Origin of the sequence: Lentzea albidocapillata subsp. violacea, from assembly GCF_900100275.1 — a bacterium.
Lineage (GTDB): Bacteria > Actinomycetota > Actinomycetes > Mycobacteriales > Pseudonocardiaceae > Lentzea > Lentzea violacea.
In genome coordinates this window covers 64,060-87,467 of the sequence record NZ_FNET01000003.1, presented here as the reverse complement: position 1 = coordinate 87,467, position 23,408 = coordinate 64,060, and the positions used below count along the sequence as shown (strand labels likewise).

Below are 23,408 nucleotides of genomic sequence, written 5' to 3'. Positions count from 1 at the left end.
CAGGAGCAGCCTATGACGTCACCGTCCCGGCTTGCCGTCCAGGTCCTCCTCGGGCTCCATGCCGAGCATTTCGTCGAACTCCGAATCAAGGTCCTCTTCTTCGCCGAGGTCCTCTTCCGCTTCCGGTTCGGCGTCGTCTTCCTCTTCGCCCTCAACGTCTTCGGGCTCGTCGTCCTCGTCGTAGTAGTCGTCGGTGTCAAGATCCTCGTCGACCTCGAACTCGTCGGAGTCCACGACTTCGAGCTGCTCGAACTGGTCGGTGAGCTCGTCGTCCTCGAACACGACGTCCGGGTCGGCGGTCTCCTCGTCGTAGTCCGGCTCGACGAACTCGGCGGCGCCGTCCACCGCCACGACCTTCCGGCGGCTGCCGGCGAGCCAGGCCACCAGCGCACCCGGCACCAGCACCCACAGCGCCACGAGCAGCGCGAGCAGGCCGGCCGGCACCGTCACGGGGTCGAACGCGCCGCCCGCCAGCCGTCCACCGGCCGTCGCGGCGAGCACGAGGCTGCCCACGCCCGCCGTGATCGCGGCCACCAGCACCGCGCGCACCCGCGAGGTCGGCCGGTCGGACACCTTGCGGCAGGTCCAGCCCACCAGCACGCCGATCACCGCACCGCCCGCCAGCACGGCGGGGCTCCACAGGAACTCGTTCTCCGGCATGGCCGCCAGCAGGGGCACCGGCGGCACCTGGCCACCGACGAACCGCAGCGGCGAGACCTCGACCCCGCCCATCGAGAACCCGGCGCCCACGACGTACGAGAAGCCCGCGATGATCGCGTTCGGCAGATAGCCGAGGCACAGCAGGAACACGCCGAGGCCCACACCGAACGACGGACCGGCCCCCGCGAAGAGCTCGCTGGTGCGCGGCCACGAGGCCGCGAGACCGGCCGCCACCGCCAGCGAACCGATGCTGACCAGCGCGAACAACGCCATGAAGCCAGCGCGCAGCCCGTGCAGCGCCACCGGGTCGAGCTTGTCGAACACCACCTCGTACAAGCCGCATCGGCGGGCGACACCGATGGTGGCCGCAAGACCGGAGACCGCCGCACAGCCGAAGAACGCCACGGCCGGTGTGGTGCGTACGACCCCGTCGCCCATCACCAGCGCGATCGCGCCACCGACGATCGCGTGCGATGCGGCGATGCTGAGCACGACACCACGGACCTGCAGCGGTTCGTAAAGCCCCAGGCGGTCGGCGGTACCCGCGGCGGTGCGGCCGACCAGCAGCATCAGCAACGCGGTTGGCAGCAACGGCAGCACGCCGAGCTGGCCCGAGTCGAAGCGCAACGGCACGTGGTGCGCAGCCAGCCAGGCGGGCGCGGCGGCGCTGAGCACACCCGACGTGGAGAAGTCGGCGTACGTGGCGGTCGCGGAGACCAGCGCGAGGACCGCGGCGACCGCGGCGTATCCGACGACCACCGATCCGACCGCGGCGGCGACGAGCACGCGCATGCGTTCGGACCGCGAGAACTCCGGTGGGCGCACGGTGTTGACCTCACGGGTCACATCGCGTTGCAGCACGGGCACTTCTCCACTGTGTCAGGCCGGCTGGGCCATTCAGGGCAGGCACGCCGGGTCATACGACAGGGGTGGCACCGGAGAACCGGCACCACCCCTGAGGTCGAACGGTGTGCGGACCTTACTGCTGCGGTCCACCGAAGCCGCCGGGCGGCGTGCCCGGCGAGCCGAACTGGCCCGGCTGCGGCATGAAGCTGGTCTGCTGCGGCGGCTGACCCGGCTGTGCGGGCTGCTGCGGCTGCTGACCGAACTGCTGCTGCTGGCCGAACTGCTGCTGCGGGGCCTGCTGCTGGGGCGCACCGTGCTGCGGGTGCTGACCCTGCTGCGGGAACGCGCCGGACTGCGGGTTCCAGCCGCCCGGCTGGCCGTGCTGCTGGCCCGCGTACGGGTTCGCCGGCTTCGGCTCGAACTTGACGATGCCCTCGGCGAGCAGGAACGCGAGCACGACCGCGGCCGTCTCGAGCAGCGCGACGATGAGCAGCACGATGTCGAGGCCCTGCACGGACGGCGACTTGATGATGCCCTGCAGTTGCAGCAGCGTCTGCACGGCCGCCAGGACCGCGGCGACCGGGACGAAGCCCTTCGGGGTGCTGGGCAGCACCGAAAGGCCAGCGAGCAGGCCTGCGGCGAGCAGGTACGTCACGTTGCCGCTGACGTCGTCAGCGAACGCGACGAGGTACGCCACGAGACCGAGACCCGCCGCCGCCAGCGGGAGGATCAGGGCCAGGTTGATGTTGTTGGCGCCGGCGGCCCCGTGGGCCGGCGGCGGAGCCTGGTGCTGTGCCGGACCCGGCGGCTGCTGTTGGGGTGCGCCGTAAGGCACGGACATGTCGAGGTCTCCTCCTCAAACCAGGGTGCGTCGATTGACGCTAGCAGTGCTCTGCACCCGCTACTAAGACGATGGACCGATCATGCCGGTTCCGCCATACGAGCGAGGGCCGGACTCCGAAAGTACTCTCGGAATCCGGCCCTCGTGTCGCCGAGCGTGTACTGAAGTCAGAAACTTCAGAGACCCTGCATGATCTCGCGCATCAGGTCGGCCGTCTCGGACGGCGTCTTGCCGACCTTGACGCCGGCGGCCTCGAGGGCCTCCTTCTTCGCCTGCGCGGTGCCCGCCGAGCCCGAGACGATGGCGCCGGCGTGGCCCATGGTCTTGCCCTCGGGGGCGGTGAAGCCCGCGACGTAGCCGACGACCGGCTTGGTCACGTTCTCCTTGATGTACGCGGCCGCACGCTCCTCGGCGTCGCCACCGATCTCACCGATCATCACGATCGCGACGGTCTCCTCGTCGGCCTCGAAGGCCTCCAGGGCGTCGATGTGCGTGGTGCCGATGATCGGGTCGCCACCGATGCCGATCGCGGTGGAGAAACCGAAGTCCCGCAGCTCGTGCATCATCTGGTAGGTCAGCGTGCCGGACTTCGACACCAGACCGATCTTGCCGCTGCCCGCGATGTTCGCGGGGATGATGCCGGCGTTCGACTTGCCGGGGCTGATGATGCCGGGGCAGTTCGGGCCGATGATGCGGGTCTTGTGGCCCGTCGCGACGGCGTGCGCCCAGAAGTAGGCGGTGTCGTGCACCGGGATGCCCTCGGTGATGACGACGGCCAGCTCGATCTCGGCGTCGATCGCCTCGACCACGGCGGCCTTCGAGAAGGCCGGCGGGACGAAGATCACGGTCACGTTCGCGCCGGTGGCCTCCATGGCCTCCTTGACGGTGCCGAAGACCGGGAGGACGGTGCCGTCGAAGTCGACCTTCTCGCCCGCCTTGCGCGGGTTCACGCCACCGACGATGTTCGTGCCGGACGCGAGCATGCGCTTGGTGTGCTTGGTGCCCTCGGCACCGGTCATGCCCTGGACGATGACCTTGCTGTTCTCGTTGAGGAAGATAGCCATCGTTCAGACCCCCGCAGCCGCGAGCTCGGCGGCCTTGGCGGCCGCGTTGTCCATCGTGTCGACAACGGTCACCAGCGGGTGGTTGGCGTCGGCGAGAATCTGCCGGCCCTCCTCCACGTTGTTGCCGTCGAGGCGGACGACGAGCGGCTTGGTGGCCGAGTCGCCGAGGATCTCCAGCGCCTTCACGATGCCGTTCGCGACGGCGTCGCAGGCGGTGATGCCACCGAAGACGTTCACGAAGACCGAGCGGACGGCCTCGTCGCCGAGGATGACGTCCAGGCCGTTGGCCATGACCTCGGCGGACGCGCCGCCACCGATGTCGAGGAAGTTCGCGGGCTTCACGCCGTACTGCTCACCGGCGTACGCGACGACGTCCAGCGTCGACATCACGAGACCGGCACCGTTGCCGATGATGCCCACCTCGCCGTCGAGCTTGACGTAGTTGAGGCCCTTCTCCTTGGCCTTCGCCTCGAGAGGGTTCTCAGCCGCCTTGTCGACCAGCTCGGCGTGGGCCGGGTGGCGGAAGTCGGCGTTCTCGTCGAGCGTGACCTTGCCGTCGAGCGCGACGATCTTGCCCTGCGGGTCGCGGACCAGCGGGTTGACCTCGACGAGCGTGGCGTCCTCCGCGACGAAGGTCTCCCACAGCTTGACGATGACGTCGACGACCTGGTCCTTGACCTCGGCCGGGAAGTTCGCCGCGTCGGCGATCTCCGTGGCCTTGGCCTGGTCGACGCCCTTGATGGCGTCGATGGCGATCTTCGCGAGGGCCTCGGGCTTGGTCGCGGCGACCTCCTCGATGTCCATACCGCCCTCGACGCTCGCCATGGCGAGGAAGGTGCGGTTGGCACGGTCGAGCAGGAAGGAGAAGTAGTACTCCTCCGCGATGTCGGAGGCGGGCGTCACCAGAACGCGGTGAACGATGTGCCCCTTGATGTCGAGGCCGAGGATGGCCTTGGCCTTCTCCTCGGTCTCCTCGGCGGTGGAAGCGAGCTTCACACCACCGGCCTTGCCGCGGCCGCCGGTCTTGACCTGGGCCTTGACGACGACGGCCTGGCCGAACTTCGCGGCGATGGCCTTGGCGTCTTCGGGGTTGGTAGCCACATCGCCCGGCAGTACCGGGACGCCGTGGGCGGCGAAGAGGTCCTTCGCCTGGTACTCGTACAGGTCCACTCGGGTCTCCTGCGACGTCGGTGTCGGAACACCGCGCCTGGGTGGTCCTCAAGGGGCCAAGCGAACCCACTTGACGCGGCTGGGCCCAGACACTATCGACCTGCGGCTACCGCTCGCACGCCACCACCGGTGAGGTCGGTCTCAACGGCGGTGAGGTCGATCACGCGCACGCGCGCGTTGCAGCAGAACGCGAGCTCAAAGACACGTTTCAGCGGGCCGAACGAGCTCCCATCAAGCCGGCCGCGACCAGCAGAGCCGCGATGGACGCCAGCGCGAGCCAGGTGCCGGGCGCGGCCACCGCACCCTCGACGCGGTCGCCGGTCAGCGGCAGCTCCAGCGCGCGGACGCCGAGCAGCAGAGCCGCGCCGGCGAGCGTGGCGGCACCGCGAGCGGGCCTCGACCTGAACACCAGCACGAGGGTCATGATCAGCACCGTGAGGGAGATCAGCAGCGTCCAGGAGACCGCGGGGTCGCTGTCCGGGATCAGCGTGGGCGACGTGTACCGGTCGCCGCGCATGGTCGGCAGCACGAAGGCGCCGACCGCGAAGAGCCCCGCGAGCAGCACCGCGCCGAGCTCGGTCACCGGCACCTGCTCCTTCCTGACCTCGCCCGCGTTCTCCCGCTCGATCGCGCCCGCGAGGCCCGTGCAGGCGAGTGCCAGCAGGCCGAGCGGGGCCTCGACGACCATCAGCCAGAACCCGGCTCCCGGTTGCGCGACGCCCACCTGACTCGCCGCCACCACCACCTCGGTCATGCCCGCCGCGGCGAGCTGCATGGCGAGGTAACCGCCCAGCAGCGCCGGACGCACCACCGCAGCCGCGGACGGCACGAACAAGAGGAGTCCGAGGACGCCGAACGCGAGTCCGGCCACCCACAACAGGTTCACGGACGCCAGACCGGGTGCCGTGCCGCCAGTGGTGAGGACGAGCTGCGGCAGGAGCGCGCCGACCAGCATCGCGACGGCGGCGAGGACGGCGAAAACGCCGGCGGTCACGTGCAGGCGCCGGGTGGAGGGCAGCTCGGGGTCGTGCGTCTCGTCGCGCTTGCCGCGCAGCAGTCGGACCGTCCGGCCGAGGAGAGGCACGGCGGGCAGGAGAAGAGCGGCGGTGAACACGGAGACCGATCCCGCGCTGATGCTCAGGCCCGGCGCGAGGGTGCCCACGGCCAGAGGGGGCACCACGACGGCGAGGAGCGACAACGAGACGCCGATCGTCCCGCCCTGGCGGGTGTCGGGGTCGGGCGAACTGGCCGCGAGCGCGGTCGCGAGCGGCGCGGCCACCGCGACCAGCAGTCCGCCGATCAGCCCGAGCACCGGCAGCTCCCACGGCCCCCGGTCCAGCTGGAACGGATCGATCGAGGTGAACGGCTTGCCCAGCAGGCCGATCGCCGCGATCGCGGCGATGAGCACGGGGAAGGCGACCAGGGTCGGCGGCTCCGACTCGTCGGCGGGCATGCCGGCGCGACCCGCCGAGAGCGCGCCGCCGGCGATGACCAGCACGTGCCCGGCGATCAGCAGCCACACACCGGCCGACGGCGTGACGGCGACCAGGGTGTCCGGCCGGAACAGCTCGGGCCTCGCCACGTCCATCGCGTCGAGCACGATCTGGAAGTCGCTCAGCAGCCGGCCGACCGCGAAGACACCGGCCGCCGCGAGCAGCCCCGCCGCCACGAACGGGCGCCCGCGCATCAGCAGCACACCCGCGACGACCGGGGGCAACAGCGCCAGCAGTGCGAGCAGGGGCCACGACGTGAAGGCGGGTTCGGCGCCGTCGACCACGCCGAGCAGCGGCCCGAGTGTCAGAAGGAGGGAGCCTGCCGCGGCGAGTGCCCACGACGTGCGCAGCCTGGCGGCCGCCGGGGTCTGGTTCTCGAGCTCGGTGCGAGTCATCGCGGGCGAACCTAGCAAGACCTGTGTGTGGTCGCGCGCGCCCTGTTAAGACGAAATCCGTTCGCGTGTGGAAAACAGCCGCCGGGTACTCCTAGCCCGTGACTTCATCACCTACCGTCGCTCATATGAGCGAGAGCGGCCGGTCGTGGATCACGCGTCTGACTGACGCGGCTCTCGACCGCGCCGGCTGGGGCGTCCACACGGCCCGGGACGTCGCGGAGGAAGTAAAGGTCGCGCTGCGGGCGATGGCCACGCCCGGCGGCATGCGCGGGGTCGCGATGGAAGCGGCCTGGCTGACGGCCCACGCGGTGCTCTACCCGTGGGGCGCGATCACCGAACAACTGCGGCCGGACGGTCAGTACCGGCACTACCGCACCGACGGCCTGCCACCCCGCCAGCGCGGGCTGGTGGTTTCGGCGATGGACGCGGCGGGCACCCCGATCGTGCTGGTGCATGGCATCGGGGACAACCGTTCCGCCTTCGCGGTGCTGTCGGGGGCGCTGCGAAGGCGGGGCTTCGGTGTGGTCCACGCCATCAACTACAGCGTACTGACGGCGTTGACCGGGGACGTCCGCCGTTCCGCAGCCCTGCTCGGCGCGCACATCGAGCGCATCTGCGAGCAGACCGGTTCCGAACAGGTGCACGTGGTCGGCCATTCGCTGGGCGGGCTCATCGCCAGGTACTACGTGCAACGACTGCACGGCGACGCACGCGTGCGCTCACTCGTCACCCTGGGTACGCCGCACAACGGCACCCTCGCCGCCTATCTGCTGCCGACGCCGCTGACCCGGCAGCTGCGGCCCGGCTCCGAGTTGCTCACGGAACTCGCTGAGCCCTGCCGGCCGTGCCGCACGCGCTTCGTCGTGGTCTGGTCGGAGATGGATCAGGTCATCGTGCCTCAGCGCAACGCCCGCCTGGAGCACTCGTCGTTGCTCGTCGAAGAGCATCAGATACGTGATTCAGGTCACCTCTCTTTGCCGGTTGACACGAGGACGCTTCACGTAGTTGTGACGGCCATCACCCGATCGGATGACTTGTCAACTCACCCCATCGCCGCTGGCGGTGAGGCGTGTCGACCGTCTCAGATCACCGACCGTCACAGTTGACAGATAAAAGCCGCAGGTCGCCGCCCATTGAGGGGACATAACGAACTGGGGTTTGCCCTCCGAGGCTCCGCGCCGTTATCGTCCCCCGGTCCGTTGTCACGGTCTGATCACAGAAGGACACCGAGTCAGAACCCCGAATCCTGACTCACCGGGAATCCCCCGCCCGGCGTCCACCAGATCAGGCTCCCCGAAGGCGGAAGGGCAAGCTTTGAGTCACCACCGCTCCCCCGGCGGCCATGAACGCAGTGCTGCGCTTGAAGAGGCAGTCGACCGTGCCACCACGCGCCCGGTCAGCTCTCACCGGCTTCCCCCGCCACCGTCGGCGCTTCGCGGACGAATCGTCGTCGCCGCCGTCGCAGTAGGCGCGTTCGCAGCAGCAGGCGCAGGCCAGATCGGCCAGGCCGCAGCGAACGACAGCAAGGACGTCCAGCTCGCGAACCACGCCGACGGCGCCGCCACCTTCGACGGCGTGGGCGGCGACACCGCCTCCGCGCCGCAGATCCTCGCGGTCTCCAAGACCACGACCGAGGGCTCCGCCGAGGCCGCCAAGCTCCTGCGCAGCCAGCAGCTCACGACCCAGCGCGAGACCGTCGAGGCCGAGAAGAAGCGCCCGAAGTTCGTCCGCCCCGCCGCCGGCGAGTTCACCTCCGGCTACGGCGGCCGCTGGGGCACCATGCACCTCGGCATCGACATCGCGGGCCCCATCGGCACCCCGATCGTCTCCGCCGCGGACGGCGTGATCATCGAGGCGGGTCCCGCGTCCGGCTTCGGCCTCTGGGTCCGCGTGCAGCACGCCGACGGCACCATCACCGTCTACGGCCACATGGACACGATCGGCGTCCGCGAAGGCCAGCAGGTCAAGGCAGGCCAGCAGATCGCCCGCATGGGCAACCGCGGCTTCTCCACCGGACCCCACCTGCACTTCGAGGTCTGGAACCCGGGCGGCCAGAAGGTCAACCCGCTGACCTGGCTGAACGCTCGTGGCGTGACGGTCTGATCCACCGGGTCTTTTCGGCGGTTCGGGCTCGGGTCTTCGGAATCCTGGTTCGGGAATTCCTGAACTACGGCTGAGTAGCTTTCTGACGGTCGTTCTGCGGCTGGCCCACCTCGTGGTGTGGGTCAGGGTGTTCTGGTCGGCTCAGGAGGCTCGTGTGGCCCAGGAGCCTCTAGCGTCGCTCTGGTCGCGCTCTTGCCGGCCGCTCCTTGGGGGGCGTGTCACGGCTTTCGGAGTTGTGGTTCTGGGCGCTACGGCTCTGGGCGCTACGGCTCTGGGCGGGCGAAGTAGGTCGCCGCTATGCGCCAGACCGAGCACATGTGTTTGCGCCAGCGTGGGCCGCAGGCCTTGCAGGCCCCGCTCTCCGTTGGTTCGTGGTGGCGTAGCAGGGTGCGCCAGGCTTCGACCAGCCTGATGGTCTCCGGGGATTCCAGCTGGTTGAGGATTGCGAACACACGTTCGTGCAGCGCGCCGGCCAGTACGTGATCCAATTTGAGCTCTCCCGCCGGGGTTGTGGCCTCATGCGGTCGATGATGCTCCTGGGGTCTGACAATTTTTGGACGCGGTGGGGCTGACCTGCGTCGATCTTCGGGTTCGTCGGTGTGCGTTGGGACGCGCCGGCCCTTGGATGCGCCGGGCCCTTGGATGCGCCGGGCCCTTGGGATGCGCCGGGGCCTTGGGATGCTGCCGGGGCCGTTGTCCTGAGAAGACAGTGCGGCGTCCTGAAGAGACAGCGCGGCGTCCTGAGAAGACAGTGCGGCCGGACCGCTCTCCCGTTCGGTCCGGCCGCACTTCGCCGCGAAGTTAGGCCCCCGCCGTCCCTTCGCTCCCCTTTTTGTCTGCAGGCTGCTCGTTGTGCCTTGGACCGCCCCGAACGTTCCGTGGCTGTGCTGCTTGCGACACCCACATAGACGTACGTAGTGGCTTGCCGTTGCGCGGATTTTGTGGATTTCTCTGGATTTTCTTGGGGGTGGGTGTTGGTGCTGGTCAGGGGGATGGGGGTGGTGCTGGGGTGGTCCGGTTTGGGTGGGGATGGGCGGACTTGGGCGTTCCGTAATTTGGGGGGCGCGGCGGTTGCGTTGGCCGTCTCCCTGGTGGGTTGGCGGGCGGCGGTTGCGAGTTCGTAGGTGGTCACCGTGCGTGCGGGTGTGTCTGCTGGTTCCTGGGGCTCCGCCCCAGACCCCGCCAATCTGATCCAAAGCCGGGGTCTACGCCGTGCGCGGGTTGATGGCACGCCTGTTGCTCTGGGCGGAGGCGCGTTGCTTTGTGGGGCGCGTTGGTGGGGTGGCTTCGTCACGAGTCGAGCCAAGAGCGGGCCACATGGGTGAAGGGGTGTCAACTCGACGAAAAGCGTGTCGAGTTGACACCCCTTCACCCATGCAGCAAGAGCTGTGGCACGACTCGTGACGAAGCCACCCCACCCAGAACGTTCGGTAAGGACGGCTCGCCTACGGCGTCGCGGGTGGGATGCGTGCCCGTTTCCATGCGCTCGGACGGCTCGCCTACGGCGTCGCGGGTGGGATGCGTGCCCATGAGCGTGCGCTCGGACCGCTTGCCTATGGCATCGCCGATGAGTTGCGTACCCATGAGCGCGCGCTCGGACGGCTTGCCTGCGGCGTCGCGGATGAGTTGCGTACCCATCCATAGCGCGGTCGACGGCTCGCCTTTGGCTTCGCCGCTGGGATCTGGTGAGGGTGGCTCGTTAGAGTTTTGTCATTGGGACGCTGCCGATGAGCATCAGGCGGACTGTGCCTGAGCCGCCGAAGTCGATCGTTGCTGTTGCCCTTAGGCCCGCGCCGTCCACTGCCACTACTCGGCCCAGGCCGTACTTGTCGTGGGTTACCCGGTCGCCTACGTCCAGCTTCAGGGCTGGGGTGTCTTTCCAGCCCGCTTTGCCTGGGGCTGGGCGGGATAGGCCTCTGGAGGCTATGCCTCCGCCTGAGGCTGAGCGGCCCCAGGTCGTGGCTGCTGCCGGGCCTGAGCGGGAGGGCTCTACTCGGCGCCAGTCCAGCAGGTCTTCCGGGATTTCGCCCAGGAAGCGGGAGGCCGGGTTTGCCGAGGGCTGGCCCCAGGCCGACCTCACCAGGGCCCTGGAGAGGTAGAGGCGGCGTTGTGCCCTGGTGATGCCCACGTAGGCGAGGCGGCGTTCTTCTGCCAGTTCGGCTGGGTCTCCCAGTGCTCGCATGTGTGGGAAGACGCCGTCTTCCCAGCCCGTGCTGAAGACGACCGGGTATTCGAGGCCCTTGGCCGTGTGGATGGTCATCAGGGTGACCACGCCGTCCGAGTCGGCGTCCGGGATCGAGTCCGCGTCTGCAACGAGGGAGACGCGTTCCAGGAATGCCGGTAGGGACGGGACCGGGTCTGCGCCTTCGGGGAGCTCCAGTTCGGTGAACTCCCGGGCTACGGTTACCAGTTCGTTGAGGTTTTCGATCCTCGTGTGGTCCTGCGGGTCTTCGCTGGCTTCCAGTTCGGTGCGGTAGCCGGTCTTGTCCAGGACCGCTTCGAGGATGTCGGCCACGTCGTCCTCGCGCGCGACCATCTCGCCGAGTTGGTCCATCATTTCCACGAAGCCTGCGATCGCGTTGCGGGAGCGCGGGTTCAGCATCGGGACTCGGTCGTTCACCGCTTCGCGGAGGGCTGCGGCGAAGCTGACTCGTTCGCGTTCCGCGTAGGCCGAGACGCAGGCTTCCGCTCGGTCGCCGATGCCTCGTTTCGGCACGTTCAGGATTCGGCGGAGTGAGACCGTGTCTTCCGGGTTGGCCAGGGTTCGCAGGTACGCGAGGGCGTCGCGGACCTCTCGGCGCTCGTAGAAGCGGACGCCGCCGACCACTCGGTACGGGAGGCCCAGGCGGATGAAGATCTCTTCGAAGACCCGCGACTGGTTGTTCGTGCGGTAGAAGACGGCGATCTCGGAGTTGTTGACCTCGCCGCCGTCTACGAGGCGGTCGATCTCGTTGGCTACGAACGCCGCCTCGTCGTGTTCGTTGTCCGCCACGTAGCCGACGATCTTCTCGCCCTCGCCGAGGTCGGACCAGAGCGACTTGGCGCGGCGGTTCGGGTTGCGGGAGATCACCGCGTTCGCGGCCGTCAGGATGTTCTGTGTGGAGCGGTAGTTCTGCTCCAGCAGGATCGTGGTCGCGTCCGGGTAGTCGCGCTCGAACTCCACGATGTTGCGGATCGTGGCGCCGCGGAAGGCGTAGATGGACTGGTCCGCGTCGCCCACCACGCAGAGTTCGGCCGGGGGGAGTTCGCCGCCCGCCTTACCGACCAGTTCGCGCACGAGGGTGTACTGCGCGTGGTTCGTGTCCTGGTACTCGTCTACCAGGACGTGGCGGAAGCGGCGGCGGTAGTGCTCTGCCACGTCCGGGAAGCGCTGCAGGAGTTCGACGGTCCTCATGATGAGGTCGTCGAAGTCGAGCGAGTTCGACTCGCCCAGGCGGCGCTGGTAGACGGCGTAGACCTCGGCCACGCGGCGTTCCAGGTCGTTCGTGGCCTGGGCGGCTGCGGTCTCCGGGTCGATGAGCTCGTTCTTGAGGTTCGAGATGTGCACGGCGAGGGTGCGGGCCGCGTACTTCTTCGGGTCGAGGTCCAGGTCTCTGGCGACGAGTGTGATGAGGCGGCGCGAGTCGTCGCTGTCGTAGATCGAGAAGTTCGACGACATGCCCAGGACCTTCGCGTCCCGGCGCATCACGCGCACGCACATCGAGTGGAACGTCGACACCCACATCGAGCGGGCGCGGGCGCCCACCATGTCGGCGACGCGCTCCTTCATCTCGGCGGCGGCCTTGTTCGTGAACGTGATGGCCATGATCTGGCCCGGGTGCACGTCACGCGCCGCGAGCAGGTACGCGATCCGGCGGGTGAGGACGCGCGTCTTGCCCGAGCCGGCGCCCGCCACCACCAGCAGCGGTGAACCGGCGTGCTCGACGGCACGGCGCTGCGCGGGGTTCAGGTCGTCGAGCAGGTGGCCCGCGCGGGAAACGGGGGGACTTGAAGGCAAGTCGAACAAGGCGCTCATCGTCCATCCACGGTACCGGGCGGCACCGACAAATCCGGTACCGCCCGACCATGTGTTCGATGAGCAGGAACTATCAGGCGCTGGTGTCGATCATGAAGTTCTGCCCGGAAGACGGACAGGCCCTGCCTGCGGCCCGCACGTCCCACCTGGTGAGCCCGTTCACCCCGCGAACTTGGCGGGTCCCGGAGGTTCTGTGCAACACTGAATCCATGCGCGCGACGTACTTCGAGTTTTTCTACGGGACCCGGACTCCGGCTCCCGTGGTCGTCTAGCGCTGAAAAGCCACCACGAAGCCCCGGAGTCCTCGGACCCCGGGGCTTCGTCGCTTCCGGGCCAGGACTCGAAGTTCTCGAGAGGTCATCAATGATGGACACCACCACTGACCCCGACATCAACGAGCTGCGCGAGGAGATCGACCACCTCGACGCGGAGATCCTCCGCCTGGTGCAACGGCGCGTCGAGATATCCAAGATCATCGGCGCGGCCCGGATGGCGGCCGGCGGCACGAAGATCGTGCACAACCGCGAGATCGACGTGCTCAACCGCTACCGGCCGCTCGGCCCGGAGGGCAAGGACCTCGCCATGATCCTGCTCAAGATGGGCCGTGGCCCGCTCGGCAGGTAGCTGGTCAGGACGGGCCCGGCGTCACAGCACGCCGGGCCAAAAAGGCTTCAGGGCGGCCCTGACGCGCTCGAGGTCCGCGTCCGCCAGCTGGGTGTCGTCCGGCACGTAGGCCAGCGGGTCCTCGATCAACGGCTCCGGCAGCCGCAGCAGGCCCTCGACCAGCGCGTGCAGGCACAGCGCCGAGTACCCGCGCAGGTAGCCGCCCTCCTGGGTGAGCACGGCCCGCGGTCCGAACGACGCCACCCGCCGCCCGATCTCGCGGTACCCGTCCGCCGTGAGGTTGTGACGGCCGTTGGGGTCGAACGCCGATCCGTCGAACCCGGACGCGCACACCAGCAGGTCCGGCTCGAACTCGCGCAGCAGTGGGAAAGCGATCTCGTCGAGCGCGCGCATGTATGTCGTGTCGCCCGCACCGAGCGACAGCTCAATGTTGACGTTTCTGCCGTTGGCGCCCACTTCTGATGGCGCGCCGGTCTGCGGGTGGTTGGTGCCCCACGAACCGTGCCGCATGTGCACCGAGATGGTCAGCACGTCCGGCCGGTCGTAGAACACCTCCTGCGTGCCGTTGCCGTGGTGCACGTCCCAGTCGAGGACCGCGACCCGCATCCCTTGCCGTCGCGCGGTTTCCGCCACCAATGCCGCGTTGTTCACGAAGCAGTAGCCGTCCGCCATGTCCGGCTGCGCGTGGTGCCCCGGCGGCCGCACGAGCGCGTACGCCACCGGCGCACCGGACTCCAGCGCCGCCAACGCCGTCCCCGCCGCCGCAGACGCCGCACGCCACGTCTCCGGCCCTACGACCGTGTTCACCTCCAGCGCCACACGCTCCGATACGCGCAACGAGTCCAAGTACCCCGCTGTGTGCACGCGTAGAAGCTCGTCGACGGACGCATGCCGCCCCTCGTGCCACTTCAAGTGCGGAGCCACGGGACCGTGCGTCAGCGCGTGCCGGAACGTGCGCAGCCTCGCCGCCGTCTCCGGATGCGGTTCGGCGACGTCGAGCCACGGCCAGGAGCCCGGCAGCTCCCACAGGCCCTCACCGGCGTCGTGCTCGAGGCAGTCGTCGTGCCAGAACATGTCCACCCGAATCGGATATCAGGGCGATCACGGATGGTCCACCGAAAAATTCTCGGGGCACACTGGAGGCATGGGCCTCATCGCCGCACTGATCGCCATCGCCGGCCTGCTCGCCGCCTTGGCGCACGACGCTTACCTGGGCTTGCTCGGTTCGGCCGCGAACAAGAAGGGCCTCGCCGGAGCACCTGTCTCGCAGTTCGTCCGCAGCCGCTGGAAGACCGCGATCATCACGACCGCGGGCGCGGTGATCGGTTTGCTGATCACCAACGGCGACTCGCTGGGCGCCGACGTCATCGGCTCGCTGATCGCGGGTGGCAGCGGCCTGGCCGCGCTCAACGGCGTGCAGAACACGCGCAAGCAGCTCAACAGCGGTCAAGCTCAACTGCCACCGCGCTGACAAAGTTCACACAAAAGAGTGTCACTCGTCCTGAACACCCCCATTTGGTTGCTTCGGCACCGCCGGACGGCCCTACCCTGATTGCGTCGCAGAGGGGTGTCGGGGATGGACGAACTGCCGGGCAAACATCGTGTCGACGACGGGCCGCGGCCGCTGGACGCGCGACCCGTCGCCGGGGGCGACCGCATCCCGCTGCCCCGCCGCCACCAGATCGACCCGCTGCAGGACACCGACGGCCTGCGCAAGTTCAACATCGGGCTGGTGCCCGCCTCGGTCACGCCGCCGCGCACCTGGAAGCGCGCGGCCTGGTTCGCCGTCGTCTCGTCGGTGCTCGTGCTGGTCGGCCTGAGCGTCGCCGCGGCCAAACTGGTCGGCGGTGGCGGCGAGGTCGAGACGGTCGGGCTGCCCGGTTACCCGTCGGACGTGCCGACGATCGCGGCACTGCGCACGGGCGGCACGAGTCCGGCGGCCACCGGCGGCTCCACGCCCTCCGCCGCGCCCACCGGCAGGGTCGCTCCCGTGCCGGGCACGGGGGCGAGCGGCGTGGCGGGCACGAGCGGCCCTGCGTCCGCGACGAACTCCAAGCCGTCCGGGCCGGTCCCGCCGGTCATCACGACCGTGCCGGCCTCCGAGGTCCCCGTCGTCGACGGCGGCAAGATCGCCGAGCAGACCGAGCACTTCTACCAGGCGATGGCGACGAACGCCGACACGGCGCTCGCCATGACCACGGACACCGTGCGCTCGAACGCCGACGCGTTGCTCGAGGGCCGGATCGCCGACATCTCGCTGATCGAGGTGAAGGAGATCCTGGTCGACCCGAGCAAGGGCCTCACCGTGAGCCTGCTGCAGGTGACGAAGAAGGACGGCTCGATCAGCACCGAGAAGCGCGAGCTCACCTTCACGCTCGGCGACCTGCCGCTGATCAACGGTGAACGGTTGAAGCTCGGCGGCTGAAGTGGCTAAAGGTCACGCCCTGAGTTACCGAACGTAGTAGGTAGCACCCATCGAGCGAATCCTGATCACCACTGGCCGCCACGGACGAGTGAAGTCCACCAGGAAACTGGCGTCATGACGTGAGGCCACGGTACGTCTTCACCTGAACACGGACAGTACGGAGGACCAGAGCAGTGCAGCGTCCCGCGGCGACGACCGGACGGCGGCACAACCGCGCCGGCTCGATCAGCGTGGCCGAGCTGATCAAACAGCAGCCGGCACCGATGCGCATCCTGTCGAACGAGGACGCCGCCACCGACGCTCTCGTCACCTCCCTGCTCGGCCCGACCGAGAACATGACCGCGGCGACGACCGTGATCCCGGTCGTCCCGAACCGCCGCCGGCGCGCGAAGCCGGGCCCCGTCGCCAGGATCGCCGGCCTGCTGACCGGCGTGGTCGTACTCGTCTCGTCCATCGCGGGCGCGGCGATCCTCGCGGGCAAGCGCCCGGCGAACGTCGGCGTCCCGGTCGCCGACCGGCCCGTCGCGCTGTCGGGTTCGAGCGCGCTGCGTCCCGACGTCCTGTCGGCCCAGCTGCCGCACGAGCATCCGCCGCTGCCGACCACCTCCACCGCCGTGATGCCGATGCCGCAGCCGTCCGCGTTGCTGCTGGAGACCGCCGCCGGGACCACCGAACCGTCCACGCCGGAGGTCTCGATCGGCCCGCTGCCGCAGGTGGACGTGGTGAAGAAGTTCTACGAGCTGCTCGCGACCAAGCCGAACTCGGCGGCCAAGCTGCTCTCGCCGGAGCTGGTCGGCGCGAACCCCGCGGAGTTCGCCCGGTCCTGGGGAAAGATCAAGACGGTGAGCGTCGACCAGACGTCGGTGCGGCCGGACGGATCGGTGCTCGCGGTCGTCTCGATGCAGGAGATGGACGGCGGCTGGCTGCGCATCGAGCAGCTCTTCTGGCTGACCAGCACGACCCAGCCGCGGATCGTCGGCACCGAGGTCCTTTCGGCGCAGCGTAGTTAGGCCGCAGAGGTTAGGTCGCACCCAAGTGGCTCGCCGTTCGCAGTCGAACGGTGACCGCTCGTCGCGAAAACTGGGTTTGGATCGTGAAAATTCCCCCATAGGGGTTACATCTTGGGTCACGATTCGGTATCCATGAGCCCGCCAGTGCGCGTACGCGAACTTGGAAGGGTGAACGAGCGGTGTCGATTGAGGACCATCGTCGGCGGTTGAACGGATCGGCCGAGTCGACCGGCCAGCTGTCGGTCGCCGAGCTGATCGCCCGCCGCGAGGCGGAGACCGTGGAGATCCCGGTGATCACCGCCGACCTCACCCCCGAGGCGTTCGAGCCGACGATCAAGTTCAAGCCGGTCAAGGCGCCGGGCGGCAAGGCGAAGAAGCAGCCCATGAAGGAGCTGCACATCACCGAGCTGCTGCGCCGTGAGGGCCGCGCCGACGACACCCAGCGCGGCGGGTTCACCGTCGGCAAGCTGGCCGCCGCCGCCAGCGGTGGCGTCATCATCTGCGGTTCCGTGGCGTTCGCGGCCTCCTCGTGGCTGTCCTCGCCGGACGAGCGTCCGCTCGCCGAGGTGCGGTTCGACGAGCGCGCCCAGGCCCGTGGAGCGAGCGCGGGCACCGAAGGCGTCGTGAAGCTGCCGTCGAACAAGACCCAGCAGTCCGACGCCACCGAGACGCAGCAGGCCGACCCGACGTCGGCGGACCCGACCACGCGCGTCGCCCCGTACGTCCAGACCCAGCAGCAGCGTCCGACGCAGCAGACCCCGACCCAGCAGCCGACGCAGCAGCCCACCACCGAGACCTCGACCACGCCGTCGACGTCCACGGAGACCAGCACGCCGAGCACGCCGCCGTCGAGCGAGACGCCTCCGCCGCCGAGCTCGTCCGCGGCCACCCCGCCGAGCAGCAGCACGCCGCCGCCCAGCTCCGAGAACCCGCTGCCGCCGCCGTCCAACCCGGTCGACGTGAGCGTGGACCTCGGCGTCCTCGACCCGGTGCTGAACACCGTGGGCGACACCGTCGGCGGATTCGACTTCTTCGCCCCTGTGACCTGATGTACGACAGGTAGCTCAGCGGCGGGCCTCGACAGGTACCCTGTGCGGGCATTCCGGACGACCCGCTGACTACCGCACGAGGAGCACGAGCGTGGGATCTGCTGCCGCAGCCGCAGTCACGCCTTCGAGCACCCCTGGGGTGGGCTTGTGACGACGTCCGGCACCTCGGACGGCCGTCTGATCGCCGACCGTTACCGCTTCCTCGACCGCATCGGCTCCGGCGCGATGGGCATCGTCTGGCGTGCCCACGACGAACGCCTCGGCCGTGAGGTCGCGATCAAGCAGCTGCTGCTCGCGCCCGGCCTCGACGAGACCGAGCAGGACGAGGCCATCCAGCGCGCCATGCGCGAGGGCCGCATCGCCGCCAAGCTGCACCACCCGAACGCCATCGCCGTGTACGACGTCGTCGAGGAAGACGGCGTCCCGTGCCTGGTCATGGAGTACCTGCCGTCCTACAGCCTGGCCGACGCGCTCGCCGAGGGCGGGCCGATGGACCCGGTCGAGGTCGCCGGCATCGGCGCGCAGTGCGCGGCGGCGCTGGCCGCGGCCCACGCGGCGGGGATCGTGCACCGCGACGTGAAGCCGGGCAACGTGCTGATCGCCGAGAACGGCGTCGTCAAGATCACCGACTTCGGCATCTCGCGCGCGTCCGACGACATCACGGTCACCAAGACCGGCCTGATCGCCGGCACGCCCGCGTACCTCGCGCCGGAGATCGCACGGGGCCAGGACCCGACGCCGGCCTCGGACGTCTACTCGCTCGGCTCGACGCTGTTCGCCGCGATGGAGGGCGAGCCGCCCTACGGAGTGAGCGAGAACACTCTCGGTGTGCTGCACGCCGTCGCGGCCGGGCGGATCAACCCGCCGACCGTCGACCACCCGCTGTCCGACACGCTGCTGTACCTCCTGAACTACGAGCCGGACGACCGGCCGACCATGACCCAGGCGCGTGAGGTGCTCAACGCGGTCGCGCACGGCCGTTCGCCGTCGTTCAGCGGCCTGGCGGTGACCGAGGGCCCCGATCCGACGGCGATCGTGGAGCCCGATCGGACCCGAGTGGTCCGGCCGGTAGCTCGAACCGCGCCAGCGCGAACCGCTCCGCCGATGGCGCCCGCGAGGGGGCAGGAGAACAACCGCCCGCTGGTGATCGCTGCCGTCGTGCTGGCGTTGCTGCTGGTCATCGGCGGGTTGATGGTCGCGCTCGGGGTGTTCAACAAGGAGCAGCAGACCCCGTCCGCGCCGCCGGCGAGCTCGTCGCAGACGGTGGAGCCGACGACTTCGTTGCCCGAGGTGACGACAACCACGCCTGAGGCAACGACAACGCAGCAAACGACGTCTAGCACTACGACGACCACAACCACGACCACCACTACGACCACGACGACTACGACGACGCCGTCCAGGCCTTCGAGCTCGGCTCCGCCGTCTTCGCCACCACCGAGTTCGGTAGTGACGACAAGCTGACTGGGCTAAGCGCAGTTACGTCGTGGAAATCTCGTAAGGTGGGTACACGCACCTGATGGGGTGATCTGAACCCGAAGGTGTGATCAGCCGTTGAACAGAGAGCAAGTGACCGCACAGCGGGGAGCAACTGTGACCGACGATGGCCGATTGGTCGCTGGTCGCTACCGATTGAGCCAGCGGATCGGCAGCGGCGCCATGGGCGTCGTCTGGACGGCACACGACGAACGCCTGCACCGCACAGTCGCGGTCAAGCAACTCCTCCTGCAGCCTGGACTAGCCGAAGCTGACACGGACGAGGCCAAGAGACGTGCCATGCGCGAGGGCCGTATCGCCGCGCGCCTGCAACACCCCCACGCGGTCGCCGTCTACGACGTGGCCGAGGACGACAGCCAGCCGTGGCTGATCATGGAGTACCTGCCGTCGAAGAGCCTGTCCGCGGTGCTCTCCGAACGCGGCACGCTCCCGCCGCGGGACGTGGCGTCGATCGGCATGCAGGTCGCGTCGGCGCTGGCCGCCGCGCACAACGCCGGCATCGTGCACCGCGACATCAAGCCCGGCAACATCCTGCTGGGCGACGACGGCACGGTCAAGATCACCGACTTCGGCATCTCCCGCGCGACCGGTGACGTCACGGTCACCGCGACGGGCATGCTCGCGGGCACCCCCGCCTACCTCGCACCCGAGGTGGCCAAGGGCTACGACCCCGGCTCGCCGTCCGACGTGTTCTCGCTGGGCTCGACGCTCTACGCCGCGATCGAGGGCGAACCGCCGTTCGGTCTGAGCGAGAACACCATCGCGCTGCTGCACAAGGTCGCGTCCGGCAAGGTCAACCCGCCGCGCAACGCCGGCCCGCTGACCGCGCTGCTGATGCGCCTGCTGCGCGCGGAGCCGGAGGACCGCCCGACCATGGCCGAGGCCCGTGACGCGCTCGCCGCCGTCGCGAACGGCCAGGCCGCTCCTGCCTTCACCCCTGCCGTGGTTGCCCCGACCCACCCGCCGTCGTGGCGCGGTGCGGCGGTGCAACAGCCGCAGCAGCAGGCCGCCACGCGGGCCCTCACGCCGCCGCACGGTCAGCAGCAGGCCCCGCCGCCCAACGCGACGCGGGTGGACATGCACACGCCGCCAGCGCGCACGGCGTCCGCGCAGCAGCAGCCGTCGAACCACCGCCCGGCCGCCGCGCCGCAGTACTCGCAGCGCCCGAGGCAGGCAGCGGCCTCGTCGGCGTTGAAGAGCAAGAAGTCGACGGTCTACACCGCGCTCGCCATCGTGGCGGCGGCGGTCATCGGCATCATGTTCGCGAGCATGATCTCGAGCGGCGGCGACAACGGCAACGGCAACAACGCGGGCGCCAACACCTCGACGCAGCAGACCCCGGGCAGCGACCCGACCAAGCAGTCGACGACGCCGAAGTCCGCGGGCAAGGCCGGTCAGTGGACGAGCCAGCCCGGCGCCCCGGACATGGAAGCGTTCCTGAACGAGTACTTCGACACCGCGCCCAAGGACCAGCAGGCGGCCTGGGCACTGGGCAACGGCAACTTCCAGGGCAGCTTCTCCGGCGGCTACAGCGGTTTCCAGGACTTCTGGTCGGGCGTCAAGGACGCCAAGATCCTCAAGGCGACCGAAAAAGAAGGCTTCTACTGGGAAGTCGACGTCCAGTACACGAAGAAGAACGGCGGGACGACCACCGAACGCCGGGGCATCTCGTTCGAGTGGAAGAGCCCGAACTTCCTCCTGCACAGCGACAAGTCACTCGGCCCGGCCACCGGCTACTGATCGCGTCAGCCCTGGTCAGGAGGCCCGTGCGGCCTTCTCCAGGGCTTCCGCGAGAGTGAGCACGGCGGGATTCCACGCGGCATCCTCGCGGTACACGACGTGAATGTGCCGGACGGGTTCCGGATTGCGCACCTTGCGCACGACAACGCCGGGGTGTGCGTATCCCAGCCCGAGCCGGGGAATGATCGTGACGCCCAGCCCGGCCGCCACGAATCCCTGCGCGGTCGCGTAGTCGTCGCTTTCCACGACCACCTTCGGTGAGAACCCGGCACCTGCGCAGGCATTTCGCACGAGGTCCGCGCACGGGCCGGCGGCACCGCAGTCCGCGTCGATCCACGGCTCGTCGGCCAGCTCGCCCAGGTCCAGCACGCGCTTGCGCGCCAGGGCGTGGCCTCGCGGGAGCACGGCGTACAGCGGGTCGGCGAGCAGGTGCCGCGCGACCATGCCCTCCGGGGCGGGCGCGTCGGGTTCGAGGACGGTGATCGCCACGTCCGCGCGGCCCGCCGCCAGTTCGACGAAGGGGTCGGTCGGCTCGGTGAGCTTCAGGTCGAGCTCCACCCCCGGGCGCTCGGCCCGGAACGCCGCGACCGCGGGGGGCACGAGCGCCGCTCCCGCCGTGGCGAAGTAGCGGACGCGCAGGGTGCCGGCGCAGCCGTTGCGCAACGCCGTGAGGGCGCTCTCGGCGTCGGCCAGTTGCTCGGCGAGGCGACCGGCGTGCTCGGTGAGGAGACGACCGGCCGCGGTCGGTCGGATGCCCCTGCCGACGCGTTCCAGCAACGGCATGCCTGCCTGCTTCTCCAGGCCCGCGACCTGCTGCGAGATGGCGGACGGGGTGTAGCCGAGGTTCGTCGCCGCCGCGGTGATGGAACCCGTGCTCACGACGGCCCTGAGCACCTGCATTCGTCGCACGTCCAGCATGCCTCGACCTTACAGCGCTGCTTAAAGGTTTCCCACAACAATTAAATTGTTTTCACGTGTTCGCGGGCGCATGGTTGACGCGTGAACCAACGCGGAACGTTGATCAGGATGGGTGTGCTCGCCCTGCTGTGGGGATCCAGCTTCCTGTGGATGAAGCTCGCGCTCGGGAGTCTCGCGCCCCTGCAGATCTCGCTCGTGCGGACGTTCTTCGGGGCGGTCGTGCTGTTCGCCGTGCTCGCGCTGGCGAAGATGAGCCTGCCGCGGGACCGGAAGATCTGGGGTCACATGCTCTTCGTGGCCCTGTTCGGCAGCGCCATCCCGTTCACTCTGTTCGCGTTCGGCGGCCAGACCGTCGACTCGGGCGTCTCCGGGGTGCTCAACTCCACGACGCCGCTGTTCGCGCTGGCCATCGGCCTCGTGCTCGGCTCGGAGAAGATCAGCAACTTCGTGCGCCTGCTCGGCCTCGCGCTCGGCTTCGCGGGGGTGCTGGTGATCTTCGCGCCGTGGCAGTCGGCCAACAGCATCGCGAGCTGGGGTGCGGTGCTGTGCCTGATCGGCGCCGCGAGCTACGCCATCGGCTACTCCTACGCCGGCCGCTACCTGGTCAACACGGGCGCCACCTCGACGCAGCTCGCCGCCATGCAGCTGACCACCGCGTTGGGAATGCTGCTCCTGGCGACGCCGTTCGGCGGCCTGGAGCCGCTGCACCTGCACTGGATCGGGATCGCCGCCGTGATGATCCTCGGCGTCTTCGGCACCGGCGTGGCGTTCATCCTCAACTACCGCGTCATCGCCGACGAGGGAGCCACGACGGCGACTACCGTCGGTTACCTACTTCCGGTGGTGTCGGTACTCCTTGGAGCGATCTTCCTCGGGGAGCAACTCAACGCGAGGATCGTCATCGGCATGCTGGTGGTGCTCGTGGGCATCGCACTGACCCGGCGGAAGCCCGTCGCGGCAGGTCAGACCGTCTCACCAAACGAGACGCGCGACCTGGTGAAACGCTGAGAGGTGAGACGCACGTCTCCCCCGTTAGGATGGTTCCGAGACGAATCGCGTCCTTATCAGGCTGCTCGGCCGTCTCCTCTTTGTGAGCGGACATGGAGACCAGCCTGGAAAGGACATCGACATGAACACCGACAACCTGAAGGTCACCACCCGGACGACTTTTCAGCTACTGGCACCCGGAGCGGCCCCCGCCCCGGTCGAGGCCGAACTCGTCTACGACCCGGAAGACCCCTACGCCGTCGCCGTCGTCTTCTTCACGGGCTCCGGCCGCGTCGAGTGGATGTTCGCCCGCGACCTGCTGGCCGACGGCCTGCTGACGCCGTCCGGTGAGGGCGACATCCTGGTCCGGCCCGCCTCCGACGACCCCGAGCGCGTCCTGGTCGAGCTGAACGCGCCGACCGGGTTCGCCATCCTCAGCGCCGTCGCCGAGGACGTGGCGGAGTTCCTGGACAGCTCCTACGACGTCGTCCAGCCGGGCGAGGAGGACCTGTGGATCGACTTCGAGCGGGAGTTGCAGAAGCTGGTCTCGACGATCGACTAGCCGCCTGAT

The 23,408-nt window shown here is 69.0% G+C and carries 21 protein-coding genes; 12 read left to right on the top strand and 9 right to left on the bottom strand.

Annotation, left to right across the window (positions count from 1 at the left end):
• Window positions 1-18 precede the first annotated feature (18 nt).
• The 5 genes from BLR21_RS08255 to BLR21_RS08235 form a co-directional block, all read right to left on the bottom strand.
• Window positions 19-1,521: a cell division protein PerM gene (locus BLR21_RS08255; RefSeq protein ID WP_256334557.1), complete on the bottom strand. Its 1,503-nt coding sequence runs from the start codon at window positions 1,519-1,521 to the stop codon at window positions 19-21.
• A gap of 118 nt (window positions 1,522-1,639) precedes the next feature.
• Window positions 1,640-2,347, bottom strand: a complete 708-nt coding sequence (locus BLR21_RS08250) for a DUF5336 domain-containing protein (RefSeq protein ID WP_090005238.1) — start codon at window positions 2,345-2,347, stop codon at window positions 1,640-1,642.
• Between the two features lie 176 nt (window positions 2,348-2,523).
• Window positions 2,524-3,411, bottom strand: a complete 888-nt coding sequence (gene sucD, locus BLR21_RS08245; RefSeq protein ID WP_090005237.1) for a succinate--CoA ligase subunit alpha — start codon at window positions 3,409-3,411, stop codon at window positions 2,524-2,526.
• Window positions 3,412-3,414: 3 nt separating this feature from the next.
• The gene (gene sucC / locus BLR21_RS08240) at window positions 3,415-4,581 is read right to left on the bottom strand and encodes an ADP-forming succinate--CoA ligase subunit beta (protein WP_030478407.1); all 1,167 of its coding nucleotides are present in this window, start codon (window positions 4,579-4,581) and stop codon (window positions 3,415-3,417) included.
• Between the two features lie 208 nt (window positions 4,582-4,789).
• Window positions 4,790-6,469, bottom strand: a complete 1,680-nt coding sequence (locus tag BLR21_RS08235) for a hypothetical protein (protein WP_090005236.1) — start codon at window positions 6,467-6,469, stop codon at window positions 4,790-4,792.
• A 125-nt stretch (window positions 6,470-6,594) separates the two neighbouring features.
• Between BLR21_RS08235 and BLR21_RS08230 the strand changes: the two genes are divergently transcribed.
• Together BLR21_RS08230 and BLR21_RS08225 are read left to right on the top strand one after the other, a co-directional pair.
• Window positions 6,595-7,575 (top strand): esterase/lipase family protein, encoded by a 981-nt coding sequence (locus BLR21_RS08230; protein ID WP_090005235.1) that lies wholly within the window; start codon window positions 6,595-6,597, stop codon window positions 7,573-7,575.
• 208 nt (window positions 7,576-7,783) lie between these two features.
• Window positions 7,784-8,572: a M23 family metallopeptidase gene (locus BLR21_RS08225; RefSeq protein ID WP_090005234.1), complete on the top strand. Its 789-nt coding sequence runs from the start codon at window positions 7,784-7,786 to the stop codon at window positions 8,570-8,572.
• 1,368 nt (window positions 8,573-9,940) lie between these two features.
• Here BLR21_RS08225 and BLR21_RS08220 read toward each other — a convergent pair.
• Together BLR21_RS08220 and pcrA are read right to left on the bottom strand one after the other, a co-directional pair.
• On the bottom strand, window positions 9,941-10,210 hold the full coding sequence (locus BLR21_RS08220; protein ID WP_090005233.1) for a hypothetical protein: 270 nt from the start codon (window positions 10,208-10,210) through the stop codon (window positions 9,941-9,943).
• Between the two features lie 61 nt (window positions 10,211-10,271).
• Entirely contained in the window at window positions 10,272-12,587 is a 2,316-nt protein-coding gene (gene pcrA / locus BLR21_RS08215; protein ID WP_090005232.1) for a DNA helicase PcrA, read from the bottom strand.
• 59 nt (window positions 12,588-12,646) lie between these two features.
• Between pcrA and BLR21_RS08210 the strand changes: the two genes are divergently transcribed.
• Together BLR21_RS08210 and BLR21_RS44640 are read left to right on the top strand one after the other, a co-directional pair.
• Window positions 12,647-12,859 (top strand): hypothetical protein, encoded by a 213-nt coding sequence (locus tag BLR21_RS08210; protein WP_090005231.1) that lies wholly within the window; start codon window positions 12,647-12,649, stop codon window positions 12,857-12,859.
• Window positions 12,789-13,211, top strand: a complete 423-nt coding sequence (locus BLR21_RS44640; protein WP_420843869.1) for a chorismate mutase — start codon at window positions 12,789-12,791, stop codon at window positions 13,209-13,211. The genes BLR21_RS08210 and BLR21_RS44640 overlap by 71 nt, the downstream gene beginning before the upstream one ends.
• 21 nt (window positions 13,212-13,232) lie before the next feature.
• Here the strand turns inward: BLR21_RS44640 and BLR21_RS08200 are convergent, their stop codons facing one another.
• A complete protein-coding gene (locus tag BLR21_RS08200; RefSeq protein WP_090005594.1) occupies window positions 13,233-14,285 on the bottom strand; it encodes an arginase family protein in 1,053 nt (350 codons plus the stop codon).
• Between the two features lie 70 nt (window positions 14,286-14,355).
• Here BLR21_RS08200 and BLR21_RS08195 point away from each other — a divergent pair, with 70 nt between their 5' ends.
• The 6 genes from BLR21_RS08195 to BLR21_RS08170 all read left to right on the top strand — a co-directional run bounded on the left by BLR21_RS08195 (window position 14,356) and on the right by BLR21_RS08170 (window position 20,932).
• The gene (locus tag BLR21_RS08195; protein WP_030478398.1) at window positions 14,356-14,682 is read left to right on the top strand and encodes a hypothetical protein; all 327 of its coding nucleotides are present in this window, start codon (window positions 14,356-14,358) and stop codon (window positions 14,680-14,682) included.
• A gap of 105 nt (window positions 14,683-14,787) precedes the next feature.
• Window positions 14,788-15,636 (top strand): hypothetical protein, encoded by an 849-nt coding sequence (locus BLR21_RS08190; RefSeq protein ID WP_090005230.1) that lies wholly within the window; start codon window positions 14,788-14,790, stop codon window positions 15,634-15,636.
• A gap of 173 nt (window positions 15,637-15,809) precedes the next feature.
• A complete protein-coding gene (locus BLR21_RS08185) occupies window positions 15,810-16,646 on the top strand; it encodes a hypothetical protein (protein ID WP_090005229.1) in 837 nt (278 codons plus the stop codon).
• Window positions 16,647-16,852: 206 nt separating this feature from the next.
• Window positions 16,853-17,695: a hypothetical protein gene (locus BLR21_RS08180; protein WP_090005228.1), complete on the top strand. Its 843-nt coding sequence runs from the start codon at window positions 16,853-16,855 to the stop codon at window positions 17,693-17,695.
• A gap of 147 nt (window positions 17,696-17,842) precedes the next feature.
• Window positions 17,843-19,159 carry a serine/threonine-protein kinase gene (locus BLR21_RS08175; RefSeq protein ID WP_256334555.1) on the top strand — a complete coding sequence of 439 codons (1,317 nt, stop codon included), beginning with the start codon at window positions 17,843-17,845 and terminating at the stop codon, window positions 19,157-19,159.
• 129 nt (window positions 19,160-19,288) lie between these two features.
• Entirely contained in the window at window positions 19,289-20,932 is a 1,644-nt protein-coding gene (locus BLR21_RS08170; RefSeq protein WP_090005227.1) for a serine/threonine-protein kinase, read from the top strand.
• A 15-nt stretch (window positions 20,933-20,947) separates the two neighbouring features.
• Here BLR21_RS08170 and BLR21_RS08165 read toward each other — a convergent pair whose 3' ends face one another.
• Window positions 20,948-21,850: a LysR family transcriptional regulator gene (locus BLR21_RS08165; RefSeq protein WP_090005226.1), complete on the bottom strand. Its 903-nt coding sequence runs from the start codon at window positions 21,848-21,850 to the stop codon at window positions 20,948-20,950.
• An 81-nt stretch (window positions 21,851-21,931) separates the two neighbouring features.
• On the opposite strand from BLR21_RS08165, the gene BLR21_RS08160 reads away from it, so the two are divergent.
• Window positions 21,932-22,858, top strand: a complete 927-nt coding sequence (locus BLR21_RS08160; protein ID WP_256334554.1) for a DMT family transporter — start codon at window positions 21,932-21,934, stop codon at window positions 22,856-22,858.
• 121 nt (window positions 22,859-22,979) lie between these two features.
• Window positions 22,980-23,399, top strand: a complete 420-nt coding sequence (locus BLR21_RS08155) for an SsgA family sporulation/cell division regulator (RefSeq protein ID WP_090005222.1) — start codon at window positions 22,980-22,982, stop codon at window positions 23,397-23,399.
• Window positions 23,400-23,408 lie beyond the last annotated feature (9 nt).

Bases quoted from the DNA above. Each gene is read 5' to 3' on its own strand.
- BLR21_RS08250 (WP_090005238.1), bottom strand. From the start codon at position 2,347: ATGTCCGTGCCTTACGGCGCACCCCAACAGCAGCCGCCGGGTCCGGCA.
- sucD (WP_090005237.1), bottom strand. From the start codon at position 3,411: ATGGCTATCTTCCTCAACGAGAACAGCAAGGTCATCGTCCAGGGCATG.
- BLR21_RS08235 (WP_090005236.1), bottom strand. From the start codon at position 6,469: ATGACTCGCACCGAGCTCGAGAACCAGACCCCGGCGGCCGCCAGGCTG.
- BLR21_RS08230 (WP_090005235.1), top strand. From the start codon at position 6,595: ATGAGCGAGAGCGGCCGGTCGTGGATCACGCGTCTGACTGACGCGGCT.
- BLR21_RS08220 (WP_090005233.1), bottom strand. From the start codon at position 10,210: ATGGGTACGCAACTCATCCGCGACGCCGCAGGCAAGCCGTCCGAGCGC.
- pcrA (WP_090005232.1), bottom strand. From the start codon at position 12,587: ATGAGCGCCTTGTTCGACTTGCCTTCAAGTCCCCCCGTTTCCCGCGCG.
- BLR21_RS08210 (WP_090005231.1), top strand. From the start codon at position 12,647: ATGAGCAGGAACTATCAGGCGCTGGTGTCGATCATGAAGTTCTGCCCG.
- BLR21_RS08200 (WP_090005594.1), bottom strand. From the start codon at position 14,285: ATGTTCTGGCACGACGACTGCCTCGAGCACGACGCCGGTGAGGGCCTG.
- BLR21_RS08195 (WP_030478398.1), top strand. From the start codon at position 14,356: ATGGGCCTCATCGCCGCACTGATCGCCATCGCCGGCCTGCTCGCCGCC.
- BLR21_RS08190 (WP_090005230.1), top strand. From the start codon at position 14,788: ATGGACGAACTGCCGGGCAAACATCGTGTCGACGACGGGCCGCGGCCG.
- BLR21_RS08165 (WP_090005226.1), bottom strand. From the start codon at position 21,850: ATGCTGGACGTGCGACGAATGCAGGTGCTCAGGGCCGTCGTGAGCACG.
- BLR21_RS08155 (WP_090005222.1), top strand. From the start codon at position 22,980: ATGAACACCGACAACCTGAAGGTCACCACCCGGACGACTTTTCAGCTA.